Origin of the sequence: Sandaracinus amylolyticus (assembly GCF_021631985.1) — a bacterium.
Taxonomy (GTDB): domain Bacteria; phylum Myxococcota_A; class Polyangia; order Polyangiales; family Sandaracinaceae; genus Sandaracinus; species Sandaracinus amylolyticus_A.
In genome coordinates, this window is the sequence record NZ_CP070225.1 from 4,298,967 (window position 1) to 4,311,513 (window position 12,547).

14 protein-coding genes are annotated in these 12,547 nt (G+C 72.0%); 11 read left to right on the top strand and 3 right to left on the bottom strand.

From position 1 onward, the window contains the following. The first annotated feature begins 38 nt into the window (after positions 1-38). From I5071_RS18160 to I5071_RS18195, 8 genes are all read left to right on the top strand, one after another. Entirely contained in the window at positions 39-2,690 is a 2,652-nt protein-coding gene (locus tag I5071_RS18160; RefSeq protein WP_236606736.1) for a TonB family protein, read from the top strand. After that, positions 2,678-3,718, top strand: coding sequence for a hypothetical protein (locus I5071_RS18165; protein ID WP_236606737.1), 1,041 nt, complete (start codon positions 2,678-2,680; stop codon positions 3,716-3,718). Before I5071_RS18160 ends, I5071_RS18165 begins: the two co-directional genes overlap by 13 nt. 88 nt (positions 3,719-3,806) lie before the next feature. Beyond that, complete coding sequence (locus I5071_RS18170) at positions 3,807-4,880, top strand: TauD/TfdA family dioxygenase (protein ID WP_236606738.1); 1,074 nt, start codon at positions 3,807-3,809, stop codon at positions 4,878-4,880. After that, positions 4,877-5,296: a hypothetical protein gene (locus I5071_RS18175; RefSeq protein ID WP_236606739.1), complete on the top strand. Its 420-nt coding sequence runs from the start codon at positions 4,877-4,879 to the stop codon at positions 5,294-5,296. The genes I5071_RS18170 and I5071_RS18175 overlap by 4 nt, the downstream gene beginning before the upstream one ends. 75 nt (positions 5,297-5,371) lie before the next feature. Then, entirely contained in the window at positions 5,372-5,569 is a 198-nt protein-coding gene (locus I5071_RS18180) for a hypothetical protein (protein WP_236606740.1), read from the top strand. Continuing rightward, a complete protein-coding gene (locus tag I5071_RS18185) occupies positions 5,539-6,180 on the top strand; it encodes a helix-turn-helix domain-containing protein (protein ID WP_236606741.1) in 642 nt (213 codons plus the stop codon). The genes I5071_RS18180 and I5071_RS18185 overlap by 31 nt, the downstream gene beginning before the upstream one ends. Next, a complete protein-coding gene (locus I5071_RS18190) occupies positions 6,177-6,593 on the top strand; it encodes a hypothetical protein (RefSeq protein ID WP_236606742.1) in 417 nt (138 codons plus the stop codon). The genes I5071_RS18185 and I5071_RS18190 overlap by 4 nt, the downstream gene beginning before the upstream one ends. A 261-nt stretch (positions 6,594-6,854) precedes the next feature. Next, a complete protein-coding gene (locus tag I5071_RS18195) occupies positions 6,855-7,145 on the top strand; it encodes a DUF2325 domain-containing protein (RefSeq protein ID WP_236606743.1) in 291 nt (96 codons plus the stop codon). Positions 7,146-7,150: 5 nt separating this feature from the next. On the opposite strand, the gene I5071_RS18200 is transcribed toward I5071_RS18195, so the two are convergent. Then, entirely contained in the window at positions 7,151-8,047 is an 897-nt protein-coding gene (locus I5071_RS18200; protein WP_236606744.1) for a hypothetical protein, read from the bottom strand. A gap of 518 nt (positions 8,048-8,565) precedes the next feature. On the opposite strand from I5071_RS18200, the gene I5071_RS18210 reads away from it, so the two are divergent. Next, a complete protein-coding gene (locus I5071_RS18210; RefSeq protein WP_268921236.1) occupies positions 8,566-9,927 on the top strand; it encodes a porin in 1,362 nt (453 codons plus the stop codon). On the opposite strand, the gene I5071_RS18215 is transcribed toward I5071_RS18210, so the two are convergent. Beyond that, positions 9,928-10,833, bottom strand: a complete 906-nt coding sequence (locus I5071_RS18215) for a hypothetical protein (RefSeq protein WP_236606746.1) — start codon at positions 10,831-10,833, stop codon at positions 9,928-9,930. It lies immediately after the preceding gene. Between I5071_RS18215 and I5071_RS18220 the strand changes: the two genes are divergently transcribed. After that, entirely contained in the window at positions 10,832-11,338 is a 507-nt protein-coding gene (locus I5071_RS18220; RefSeq protein WP_236606747.1) for a hypothetical protein, read from the top strand. The genes I5071_RS18215 and I5071_RS18220 overlap by 2 nt on opposite strands. A 4-nt stretch (positions 11,339-11,342) precedes the next feature. Here the strand turns inward: I5071_RS18220 and I5071_RS18225 are convergent, their stop codons facing one another. Further along, on the bottom strand, positions 11,343-11,699 hold the full coding sequence (locus I5071_RS18225) for a hypothetical protein (protein ID WP_236606748.1): 357 nt from the start codon (positions 11,697-11,699) through the stop codon (positions 11,343-11,345). A gap of 73 nt (positions 11,700-11,772) precedes the next feature. Here I5071_RS18225 and I5071_RS18230 point away from each other — a divergent pair, with 73 nt between their 5' ends. Next, positions 11,773-12,546, top strand: a complete 774-nt coding sequence (locus tag I5071_RS18230) for an ABC transporter ATP-binding protein (protein WP_236606749.1) — start codon at positions 11,773-11,775, stop codon at positions 12,544-12,546. Position 12,547 lies beyond the last annotated feature (1 nt).

The window sequence follows — 12,547 nt, forward strand, 5'->3', positions numbered from 1 at the left end:
ACCTCGCCGTGCGACGACAGAGATATTCGCCACGCGTCGTGATCGCGCTGTTCATCGCGACGCTGATCGCCGCTGCCCTCGCCCCGCTCACCGCGCATGCGCAGGAGCGGCCGCAGGGTCCGCAGCTCACGCGCGCGCCCGAGCTCGTGCAGTTCGTCGAGGCGGAGTATCCGCCCGAGGCGCGCGAGGCCGGCACCGAAGCGACGGTCACGCTGCAGATCACGATCGACGCGACCGGCGCCGTGAGCGAGGCCCTGGTGATCGAGAGCGCGGGCGAGGCGTTCGACGCGGCCGCGATCGCCGCAGCGCGCCAGTTCCGCTTCACGCCCGCCGAGGTCGACGGAGCCCCCGCTGCGATCCGCATCTCCTATGCGTATCGATTCACCCTCGAAGAAGAAGCACCACCGCCGCCCACGACTGGCACGCTGACTGGCATCGTCCGCGACCGTCGCAGTCGTGCGCCGATCGCGGGAGTCACCATCGCGATCGAGAACGGCCCCTCGTCGACGACCGACACCGAGGGCCGCTTCGAGCTCCCCGATCTGGCGCCCGGCCCCGTCGTGCTGTCGCTCTCCGGCGAGCGCCTCACCGCGCTGCGCACCGAGGAGACGATCACCGCGGGCGAGCGCCTCGAGGTCGCGTACGACGTCACGCTGCGCGATCCCGAGGACGAGCAGAGCGAAGAGGACGCGGACGATCTCGAGATCGTCGTCGTCGCCCCGGCGCTGCGCCGCGAGGTCGTCTCCACGCGCGTCGAGGCCGAAGAAGCGCGACGCGTGCCCGGCACCGGCGGCGACGTGCTGCGCGTGGTCGAGAGCCTGCCCGGCGTCGCGCGCTCGTCGGTCGGCACCGGTCAGCTCGTGGTGTGGGGCGCATCGCCCGAGGACACGCGCGTCTACGTCGACGGCGTCCGGATCCCGCGCCTCTATCACGAGGGTGGACTGCGCTCGGTGATCGCGTCCGATCTCGTCGAGTCGCTCGATCTCGTGCCCGGTGGCTACGGCGCGGCGTACGGGCGCGGCCTCGGCGGCATCGTCACCGTCCGCACCCTCACGCCGCTGGGCGACGGAGTGCACGGCACCGTCTCCGCCGATCTCTACGACGTCTCGACGACGCTGCGCGGCTCGGCCGGTGATCGCTGGCGCGCCGCGGGCGCCGCGCGCGTGAGCTGGCTCCACCTCTTCGTCGAGGCGACCCAGGGCGATCTCGGCGACTACGTCGCGGTGCCGCGCTACTGGGACACGCAGCTGCGCGCCGCGCACCAGGTGCGGCCCGGCGAGACCATCGAGCTCGTGCACATGCTCGGCGGCGATCGCATCTCGCGCGGGGTGCCGAGCAGCGATCCCGCGCTCGCCACGTCGGAGTCGCGCGAGCTCGACTTCCAGCGCCTCTACGCGCGCTGGGATCGCGACGGCGGCGACGGCAGCCGCAGCACGATCGTGCCCTGGGTGGGCTGGGATCGCAGCCTGCGTGCGAGCCGCTTCGGCGACGTGACGACGTCGGTCGCGAGCGAGACGTGGCTCCTCGGCCTGCGCGCGAGCCATCGGGTGCGCGCCTTCGATCTGCCGGACTTCGGGCTCGACGTGGAGGTCGGTGTCGACGCGGAGCTCGACGTCGTCGGGCTCTCGCGACAGGGCTCGATCGGACTGCCGGCGCGTGAGGGCGACGTGCGCGTGTTCGGTCAGCCTCCGCCCGATCGCATCGCGTCGGACGCATGGGAGGTCGTGCAGGTCGGCGCAGCACCGTACGTCGAGGGTGATCTCGCGTTCTTCGGTGGCTCGCTGCACGTCGTGCCCGGGCTGCGGATCGATCCCTACGCGCGCACCGTGAGCCGTCGCTCGCCGCGCGAGGGCGACGCGCCCGACATCGGGCTCGCGCTGCAGGACTTCCGCGCCGAGCCGCGCCTCGCGCTGCGGTGGGACCCCTACCCGTTCCTCGGATTCCGCGCCGCGGGCGGCCTCTATCATCAGTCGGCGGTCCCCGAGGATCTCAGCGCGACGTTCGGCAATCCGACGTTGCCGGTCGCGCAGGCGTGGCACGTGCTCGCGGGCACGACGGTGCGGCCGATCCCGACGCTCGGCATCGAGGTCACCGGGTTCGCGTCGTTCTCCGAAGGGCTCGCGGTGCGCAGCCAGATCGACTCGCCGCTGCGCGCGCAGGCGCTCGTCGCCGAGGGCTGGGGCCGCGCATACGGCGTGCAGACGCTGGTGCGGCTCGAGGAGACCGAGGGCTTCTCGGGATGGGTCGCGTACACGCTGATGCGCTCGGAGCGACAGGACGCCGCGGGTCAGCCGTGGCGCCTCTTCGACTACGACCAGACTCACGTGCTGACTGCCCTGCTCTCGTGGACGCCCGGCGGCGGATTCGAGGTCGGCGCGCGATTCCGATATTCGACGGGATTCCCGCGCACCCCGGTGGTCGACGCGTTCTACGACGCGGGGCGCGATCGCTGGCAGCCGCTCTTCGGCGAGCGCAGCAGCATCCGACTGCCGGAGTTCGTGCAGCTCGATCTCCGCGTCGGACAGCGCCTCGAGCTCGGCGACACGCGCCTCGAGATCTGGCTCGAGGTGCAGAACGTGACGAACCAGGCGAACGCCGAGGAATTCGTGTTCTCTCCCGACTACACGCGCCGCGACACGGTCCGCGGACTGCCGATCCTGCCGGTATTGGGACTTCGATGGACGTTCTGAAGACGACTGGCATCCTGATTGGCATCCTCGCGAGCGCGTGTGTGCCCGACGTCGATGTCGACGAGTCGCTCCTCGGCGCGCCGCGCCTGCTCGCGGTGCGCGCCGAGCCCTCGGAGGCCGCGCCCGGCGACACGGTGCGCTTCGTCGGGCTCTACGCCGACGCGTCGGGCGCGATCGACGAGGCACCGCTCGACTGGGCGTTCTGCATCGCACGAAAGCCGCTCGCCGAGCTCGGCCCAGTGGCGCGCGCGTGCCTCGAGGTCGAGAACGACGCGCTCGTCCCGATCGGCGTCGGCCTCGACGTGAGCGGCGCGATCCCGCGCGACGCGTGCCGTCTCTTCGGCCCCGAGCCGCCTCCGTCGGAGGGCGGCGAGCCGGCGGGTCGTCCGGTCGATCCCGACGTGACCGGCGGATACGCGCAGCCGCTGCGCGTGCTCGATCCCAGCGAAGGCGTGACCTCGCTCGTCGAGACGCGCCTCGCGTGCGGCCTCTTCGGCGCGACGCAGCAGCAATCGGTCGAGTACACGCAGCGCTATCGCCGCAACGCCTCGCCCACCGTCGAGGCGCTCGAGATCACGCGCGACGACGGCACCACCGAGACGCTCGGCGACGAAGCGATCGCCGTGCGCGCCGGCGAGGTGCTCACCGTGCGCGTGCGCTGGCCCGAGTGCGCCCTCGAGGACACCTGCGGCGACGCCCTCTGCGGCATCGACGAGACGCGCGCGAGCTGCGCCGCGGACTGCACGACGATCGGCGCGGGCTGCGGCGGCGCCGAGCGATACCTGCGCTTCGATCTCGCCACGCGCACCCTCGTCCCGGAGCGCGAGTCGATCCGCGTCGCGTGGTACGTGAGCGGCGGCACCCTCGAGTCCGAGCGCACCGGCGTCGCCGACGACGACACGACGAGCGCGAGCGAGAACGTGCTCACGGCGCCCGACGAGCCCGGCGAGCTCACGCTCGTCGTCGTCCTGCGCGATGCACGCGGAGGCGCGGCGTGGTCCCAGGCGCGGCTGCGCGTCGAGCCGTGATCCCTGCGCGACGCCCGTGACCGGCCGCGGGCGACGCGCCGATTCTCGCGTGATCTCCGCGGCACACGCGTTGCGAACGGAAAGGCCCATGAGCCTCTCGAAGCCGCGCGTCGTCTCGCACGATCGGTTCGCGCGCATCGTGTTCGACGACGGCCGTCACGCCGACTTCCACTGGATCTGGCTGCGTCACGAGTGCGCGCTGGATCGCCACCCGACCACCGGCGAGCGAACGCTCTGCAGCTCGCGCATCTCGCCCGATCTCCGCGCGCAGTACGCGTGGATCGACGGAGACGCGCTGCACGTCCGCTGGACCGGCGAGCGCGCCGAGCGCGCCGCGAGCCGCTATCCCCTGGGCTGGCTGCGCGAGCACGCGTACGCGCCCGATCGCGACGACGTCGAGCCCGCGCGCACCCTCGCAGAGCTCGAGACCACGCTCGTCGGGAACGAAGCGCTGCTCCCGCCCGACTGGGCCGAGCGCCTCGCGCGCGACGGCGCGCTCATCGCGCGTCACCCCACCGGCATCACCGGCCCCGAGCACACCGAGCGCCTCGTCGATCAGATCGCGGCCGAGGGGCTCACGCTGATCTCGACGCACTTCGGTCGCATCGAGGATCTGCGCACCGACAACACGACGAACCAGAACACCGATCAGCTCGGCTACACCGACGCGCCGATCGATCTGCACACCGATCAGCCGTTCCTCGACGCACCGCCGCGCTACCAGCTGCTGCACGGCATCCAGCCCGCCGATGAAGGCGGCGAGAGCCTGGTGTCCGACGCGCGGCGGGCCGCGCGCTGGCTCGAGCAGCACGACGTCGAGACGTTCCGCGTCCTCACTCGCACGCCGGTGCGCTTCCACCGCAAGCAGAAGGCGTTCGAGCGCCTCTTCACCGGGCCGATCCTCGACGTGCAGGACGATCGCTTCCAGGTGCGTCTCTCGCCGTTCACGATGGCGCCGCATCGCCTGCCGTTCGCGGAGATGGAGGCGTGGTACCGCGCGTACGGCCGCTTCGTGCGGCTCGTCGAGCAGCGCGCGGTGCGGACCACGCTGCGCGCCGGCGACGTCCTCCTCTACGACAACCATCGCATGCTCCACGCGCGCACCGGGTTCCGCGGCGCGCGCTGGGTGCGCGGCGTCTACTTCGATCGGGGTGCGCGATGAACATGCTCGAAGACGCGTTCTGGTCCGCGCGCGCTTCGGCGCTCGCGGCGCGCTCTCGAGGTCGCGCCGCGATCGTGGTGAAGCGCGGCAAGCGCCTCGCCGAGGCGGTCACGTCGAGCGCGCGCGTGGCGGCGATCCACCTCGCGATCCTCGATGCCGGCAGCGCCGCGCGTGGCGCGACGGTGTATCTCGCGCAGGCTCCGACGCGCGATGCGCTCGAGCTCGCGAGCCGCGCGCGCGTGCAGCGCATCGTGGTCCCTTCCGACGCCGAGATCGCGCGCGAGCTCGAGGACGTCGCGAGCAGCGCACGGGTGACCGTGACGCGCGCCGTGGCCGACGAGGGCTCGCCGTGGCCGGTCACGGGCGCGCCCGTCGTGCGCCGCGGCGGGCGCGAGATCATCGCGAGAATTCGCTGAAACGATCGATGGATCGCCACGTGCTGAGAGAGACGCTCACCGGCAGCGCAGCGTGCGGTCGCGGAGGAGACATCGATGCGTGCGGAGCAGAGCGCGAAGGTGGTCGACCTGGACGAGTTCCGGAAGCGTCGTTCGGAGCGCGAGAGCGCGACCGTGAGCGAAGTGTCGTCGCGCAGCGCGCCGCGCTTCGTGTGGATGGTGCCCTTCGCGCCGATCGCTCCGATGGCGCCCATCGTGCCCGCGTGGGGCTACTGGCTGTGGCCGCGCGGGTGAGCGCGCCCGCGCCGGCGAGCGACGACGATGCATCGGCGCAGCCGTCTCCCGATCTGCTGCCCGTCGTCGGCGCGAACCTCCGCAAGCTGCGCACCCGACGCGGGCTCTCGCTCGAGCGCCTCGCGCGCAAGAGCGGCGTGAGCCGCGCCATGCTCTCGCAGATCGAGCTCGCGCAGAGCGCGCCGACGATCAACGTCGTGTGGCGCATCGCGAGCGCGCTCGGCGTCCCCTTCGGCGCGCTGCTCTCGAACGGCGAGCCCACCGGGCCACAGGTGCTCCGCGCGCGCGAGGCGAAGATCCTGACGAGCCACGACGGTGCGTTCCGCTCGCGCGCCCTGTTCCCATGGGGCGGGCGCCGCACCAGCGAGCTCTACGAGCTGCAGCTGCGCGCGGGCGGCATCGAGCGCGCCGACGCGCACGCGCCGGGCACGATGGAGAACCTCGTCGTGAGCCGCGGCCGCGTGGTGATCGCGGTCGGCAGCGACCGTCATCGGCTCGAGCCGGGCGACGCGATCCAGTTCGTCGCCGACGTGCCCCACACCTACGAGAACGACGGCGACGAGGACGCGGTCCTCTACCTCGTGATGACGTACGTGATCGAGAGCGAGTGAAACGCGACGAGGCCGGCCCGCGACGCGGGTCGGCCTCGTTCGTTCGTCGCGCGGTGATGCTTCAGCGCATGCACATCAGCATGGGCATGCCGTTGCACGACATCATGCACGGCATCCCCATCGCCATCATGCCGTTCATCATCTCGCAGCACGCCTTCATCGCGTCCATCTGCGAGGCGTCCATCGGCATCATGCGACAGACCATGCCGTCCTTGGTCATCTCGCAGGTCATCCGGCACTGCATCATCGGCATCATCATGCCGGGCATCATCGGCATCATGCCGTTCATCATCGGCATCATGCCGTTCATCATCGGCATGCCCATCATCGGCATCATGCCGTTCATCATCGGCATCATGCCGTTCATCATCGGCATGCCCGACATCGGCATGGGCATCGAAGCGGGCATCTGAGGCATCGACATCGCGGGCATCATCATGGGCGCGGCTCCTCGTGGGGGTGGCGCGATCGGCGCGCCCACGAGCCCTGTGTGCAGCCCACACGCGAGCCGTTCAACGAGGTTCTCCCCGAGCCGCGCGCTTTCCTCCGCCACGACGGAAGGTCGCTCGCCACGACGGATGCGAGCGCCCGCGACCGAGTACGGGCACCGGTCACGGATCTCGTCGAATTGCGCGCGATCGACGCAGGCACGCGTGTCGCACTGCGCAGCGTTCATGAGGCTCGCGCTCATCGGTGGGATCAGCCGCTCCGCGGACAGCTATCGCAAGCTCGCGGGCAGCATGGGCCACGCGCTCGAGGTGCACGACGGCGAGGTCGGAGGCCGCGGCTCGGTCGGCCTGCGCAGCGTGATCGCGCGCGCCGACGTGGTGCTCGTGCTCACCGACGTGAACAGCCACGGCGCGGTCGGGATCGCGCGCCGCGAAGCGCGCGAAGCCGGCAAGCCCGCCGTCCTCCTGCGACGCTGCGGGCTCGCGCGGCTCCGCGCGCTGCTCGAGACGCTCTGATCGCTTCAGAGCGCGATCGCGAGCTCGGTCTCGACCTCGACGCTCGTCTCCTGCTCTGGCAGCTCGTCGCGCAGCGCGAGGCGCTCGGCGCGCGCGAGCCAACGCGCATCGCACGAGCGCGCGACGTCGATCGGTCGCGCGAGGAACCCGAGCTGCCTGGCCCGCGCCGCGTACGCCGCGAGCCACTCGATCGCGGCCTCGTCGAGCGTCGGCCGGGTCGCTTCCGCGAGCGTGGTCCCGATCGTCACCCGCGCGTGCTCGACGCTCCACCCGCGACGCGCCGACACGTGGCTCCACACGTTCGCATCGTCGGCGAGCAGCGACGCGCGCACCGCGGAGGCGAGCGCGCGCACCACCACCGCGCCGTCGGTCGCGAGCGTCGACGCGCGCGTCGCGATCACGATCGGACCGCGCGGGCTCGGCAGCCCCGAGCGCGCATCGAACGTCACCCACGACGTCACGCCCGCGGGCACGAGCGCGGGGTCCTCCTCGGTCCACGCGAGATCGACGCGATCACGCGCGAGCGCACCGAGCGCGCTCGCGCGTCCCGGCTCGAGCTCCACGCGCTCGACCTCCTTCGCGCGCGCACCGAGCGCGACGTGCAGCGCGATCTCCGCGGCGACGCGCGACGCACGCGCGCTCGCCGCGGGCACCGCCGCGCGCAGCCCGCGCCGCACCCACGCCTTGTCGGCGCGCCCGATCACCGCCGATCGCGCGACGCCGGAGCTCAGCGCCACGACGCGCAGCGGATCGCCGTCGGCGATGCGCGCGAGCGCATCGTAGGCATCGAATGCGACGAGCCCCGCGCGCGCGATCGACGCGGGTGGTGCGAGCTCGATCGCACAAACGCGCTCGACGCCGCTCGTCCGTACCGCTCGAATCGATCCCGCTCGTCCACTCATCGGCTCCTCCATCACTCGAACGGCGCGCGCACGAGCGCACCGCGCGCCGCTCACGCGACGCGTGCCTCCACGTCCGGCGCGAGCTCGACGCGCGCGTCGCGCGCATCGCTCGTCCGTCACGCGGCGGCGCAGTGCACGTCCCGGACCGTGCGGAGATCGCTGCGTTCTCGCGCGTGTCTCGCGCATCGTCGTGCTCGGCGCGGGCAGAGCCCGTGCGCGATCACGGGAGCCCGCACGCGATCACGCTGCGTCGCACCCGCGATCGCGCCGCTGCCGACCACGGGCGCACCCACCCGAGCGCCGTCGTCGAGCGCTCCAGAACCGTGGCTGGGCACGGATTTCAGTGCTTTCCGTGCCTGGCCACGGGCATTTCCGTGCCGGACCACGGGACCGTCCCGCGATGGAGCAAGGGCTCCCGTGGAATTCCACGGATGCGCCGTGCGTGGCGCGGGGCGTGCTGAGCGCGGCCGTCATGCCCGCTCGCTCCCCGTCGATCGCCGCGCGTGAAGAGCGCTGACATGAAGACCGCCCTCGCCACCCTGCTCGCGTGCGTCGCGACCGTCTCCCTCTCCTCGATCGCCCGCGCGCAGGACGCGACCCCAGCGCCGACCGACGTCGCGCCGGCAGAGCCCGAGCCCACCGCGACCGAGCCGGTCGAAGCACCGCCCGCGACCGAGACTCCGCCCGCGATCGAATCGCCCCCGGCGAGCACCCCGCCGCCCGTGATCGCGCCGCCTCCGGCGAGCACGCCGCCCGCACCTCCTGCGATCGCGGTCACGGCCGAGCCCGGCCGCGGCCTCACCATCTCGATGGGCGACACCTTCTCGAGCTCGATCCGCGCGCGCCTGCAGGTCCGCGCGACGCTGCGCATCGACGACGATCAGGTCGACACCGGCATCGAGATCCGCACCGCGCGCCTCTGGTGGACGGGCCACGTGCTGCACCCCGACGTGCGCTACGGCCTGCAGCTCGCGCTCGGCGCGAACGACTTCGAGCCCGGCAACCCGAGCCCGATCTTCGACGCGTTCCTCGAGCTGCGCCAGCTGCGCGAGCTCAACGTGCGCGTCGGTCAGTTCTTCGTGCCCTTCGATCGCGCGCGCACCATCCGCGAGTTCGCGCTGCAGACCGTCGATCGCACCGACGTCGTCCGCGAGCTCACGCTCGATCGCGACGTCGGCGTCGTGCTCTCGTCGACCGACTTCCTGGGCCTCGGCGGCGCGCTCTCGTACTTCCTCGGCGTGTTCGGCGGAGATGGCCGCAACCGCCTCGGCCCGACGCCCGACGCGGGCCTCCTCTACACCGCGCGCGTCTCGGTGCGTCCGTTCGGCGGCTTCGACGACGACAGCGAGGGCGACCTCGCGCGCAGCCCGAATCCGCGGCTCGCGATCGGCGCCGGCTTCGGCTTCAACCACCGCAGCGATCGCCCGCGCTCCACGACCGGCGTGCCCTACACCTTCGCGCGCTTCGACTACCTGCACCTCGCGGGCGATCTCGTCTTCAAGTGGGCGGGCATCTCGCTGCTCGCGGAGATCGTCTGGCGCCAGTCGACGAGCGGCGACTTCGTCGAGCACACCGACGACGAGGGCCAGGTCCTGCGCGAGTGGTCGCGCTCGGGCTGGGGCTACCTCGCGCAGGTCGGTGTGATGCTGCACCCGATGTTCGAGATCTGGTCCCGATGGGAGCAGCTCGTCGCCGAAGAGGGCACCGATCCCACGCTCGTCACCCAGGCGAACGAGCGCGGCCACGGCCTCTCCGCGGGCGCGAACCTCTACCTGCACGGCCACCTGCTCAAGGTGCAGGCGGACTGGTCGCACTCGTTCGGCGACGACTTCCTCGTCGGCGCGCACCTGGTGCGCCTGCAGCTCGACGCGAGCTTCTGATCAGTCGACGAGCTCGGCGGTCACCGCTTCGAACCGCAGCGCGAAGGAGAGGCGCCGGCACGTGATCGGGTCGGAGGGATCGGGATCGAGATCGGCGACCCCCGACAGCGCGACGCTCGCTTGATCGCGGCCGATCGCCGGCGCGACATCCGCGACCCAGTCCGCGACGTCGTCGACCGTCCAGCTCCCTCCGAGCCAGCCGTCGCGCAGCGTGAGACCGTCGGTCGAGATCCCGACGTGCGTCACCTCGGCGTGCTCGAGCGGCAACGCGCGCACCACCCCGTCGCCCACCGGCGTGAACGCCGGCACGATCGCCGTCAGCTCGTCGCGCCGCTCGGCGCACCGCCGCCGAACCACGACGGGCACGTCCGCCATCACCTCGACCACACGGAACGCCTGCCCGATCCGCGGCCGCTCGCCGATCGTCTCGATCGCGCCGCTGACCGGCTCGCCTCGCACGATGCGCATCGACGGCATGCCACCGTCCTCGCCCCATCGCACGTCGAGGAGGAGCACGAGCTGGCCCGACACGACCTTGCGCGCGACCTCCAGCTCGATCGGCTCGGGCGCGAGCAGCTGCGCGAGACCCGCGAGGTGTGCCGTCGCGTTGTCGATCCCGCGCACCCCGCGATACTCGTGATCCTCGTTCGCGTCGACGCACGAGCCATCGAAACGAGGCCGGGCGGTCACGAGCCCGTCGAGGTCGAAGCCGGGCGCCACGCTCCGGCCGTCGTCGCGCGTCGCCTGCTCGATCGAGAGGGACCACAGGAGATAGGCCGTGTCTCGGCGCGGCACCTCGCAGGGCTGCGCACACGAGGCCACGAGCAGAGCAAGCAAGAGCGCGTTCGCTGGTCTCATACCGATTTCTTGCGCTGGATCGCGCGCTCGGGCACTCGCTCGATGCATGACCGATCGTCGTGCGTCGCTGCTTGGGCTCGGCTGGGGTGAGATCCGCGCGCTCGCGCCCACGCGCGCTTCGAACGGCGCATCGCACGCGATCCTCGGGCGCAGCGAGCTGCACCGCACCAGCGCCGCGTGGTGGCCGCGCGGCGCGATCCACGAGATCGTGGTGCGCCCCGACGCCGAGGTCTGGGTCCACGTCGTCGCCGGTGAGCTCGCGCTCGAGCGCTGGGCACGCGACGACGAAGGCGCGTGGCGCGACGAAGGCACCCGCGCGCTCGCGGGCCAGTCGCTCCACCTCCGCGCCGACGCGCTGCACCGGCTCACGGCCCACCGCGCGTCGAGCGTGATCGTCGTGAGCTCGCCGCCCGACGCGATCGACGAGACCATCGATCGCCCGCTGCTCTCGATGCTGCGCCGCGCGCGCGACGTGCGCGACGAGAGCGCGCCCGGCAGCTCCACCGCCGTCGGCTGCGCCGCGCCCGCGCTCGACGGCGAGCCCGACGCCTGATCGATCACTCGAACGCGAGGGTCACGATCAACATCGCGCCGCCGGTCGTCTCGCTCCGCGCGCGCACGTAACGACGCGCGCCCGCCACCGCGACCTCGTACTCCTGGAGCCCGCCGAGCCGAGCTCGACGCCACGCGAGCTCCTCGGGGACCGCATCGCGCCGGCGCATCGCGAGCGACCACGGGTCGGGCCCCTCGCGCTCCACCCACGCGCCGACCACGCCTTCTTCTCTGCGCACCGGCGCGAACGTCGCTTCTTCGAGCGCGGCGCGGCTCGGGAACGTCGTGTCCGCCGCGGCGACGCGGCGCGCCCAGCGCTCGAACGCGTCCATCTCCTCGGCGTGCTCGCGCGCGATCTCCACCGCGCGCGTCGCATCGAGCTCCGCGCGCTCTCCGGCACAGGAGATCGCGAAGCCGAGTGCTAGGCTCGCCGCCGTGGCGCTGATCGAGTTCCGCAACGTCCGCAAGGTGTTCGGCCCGAAGGTGGTCTACGAGGATCTGAACCTCGACGTCCACGCGGGCGAGTCGCTCACGATCATCGGCGGCTCGGGCATGGGCAAGAGCGTCATGCTCAAGATGCTGATCGGCCTGCTGCGCGCCGACGGCGGGACGATCACCTTCGACGGCCAGCGCATCGACGACAAGAGCGAGCGCGAGTTCCCCGCGATCCGGCGCCGCATCGGCATGCTCTTCCAGGGCGCCGCGCTCTTCGACTCGATGAGCGTCTACGACAACGTCGCGTACGGCCTGCGCGAGCACGAGCGGCTGCCCGAGAACGAGATCGAGGAGCGCGTCGCCAAGGCGCTCGAGGACGTCGGCCTGCCCGGCACCCAGCGCTCGATGCCGTCGTCGCTCTCGGGCGGTCAGCGCAAGCGCGTCGGCCTCGCCCGCGCGAGCGCGATCCGTCCCCAGGTGCTGCTCTACGACGAGCCCACGACCGGTCTCGATCCGATCAACACCGAGCGCATCAACCAGCTGATCGTCGAGACGAAGAAGCTGCTCAACGTGACCTCGATCGTCGTCACCCACGACATGGAGAGCGCGTTCGAGGTCAGCGATCGCATCGCCATGATCCACAAGGGCTTCGTCGTGTGGTCCGGCACCGTCGACGAGGCGCGCGCCACCGACAACCCGCAGGTGCGAGACTTCATCATGGGCCACGCGCCCGAGACCGACGACGCCGCGACGCTGCTCCGCTACGGCGGCTGAG

What these genes read in the sequence shown, in the direction of transcription:
- I5071_RS18220 (WP_236606747.1), top strand. Translation starts at nt 10,832, where the DNA reads ATGACCGATCGTCGTGCGTCGCTGCTTGGGCTCGGCTGGGGTGAGATC.
- I5071_RS18180 (WP_236606740.1), top strand. Translation starts at nt 5,372, where the DNA reads ATGCGTGCGGAGCAGAGCGCGAAGGTGGTCGACCTGGACGAGTTCCGG.
- I5071_RS18200 (WP_236606744.1), bottom strand. Translation starts at nt 8,047, where the DNA reads ATGAGTGGACGAGCGGGATCGATTCGAGCGGTACGGACGAGCGGCGTC.
- I5071_RS18165 (WP_236606737.1), top strand. Translation starts at nt 2,678, where the DNA reads ATGGACGTTCTGAAGACGACTGGCATCCTGATTGGCATCCTCGCGAGC.
- I5071_RS18195 (WP_236606743.1), top strand. Translation starts at nt 6,855, where the DNA reads ATGAGGCTCGCGCTCATCGGTGGGATCAGCCGCTCCGCGGACAGCTAT.
- I5071_RS18215 (WP_236606746.1), bottom strand. Translation starts at nt 10,833, where the DNA reads ATGCATCGAGCGAGTGCCCGAGCGCGCGATCCAGCGCAAGAAATCGGT.
- I5071_RS18210 (WP_268921236.1), top strand. Translation starts at nt 8,566, where the DNA reads ATGAAGACCGCCCTCGCCACCCTGCTCGCGTGCGTCGCGACCGTCTCC.
- I5071_RS18175 (WP_236606739.1), top strand. Translation starts at nt 4,877, where the DNA reads ATGAACATGCTCGAAGACGCGTTCTGGTCCGCGCGCGCTTCGGCGCTC.
- I5071_RS18170 (WP_236606738.1), top strand. Translation starts at nt 3,807, where the DNA reads ATGAGCCTCTCGAAGCCGCGCGTCGTCTCGCACGATCGGTTCGCGCGC.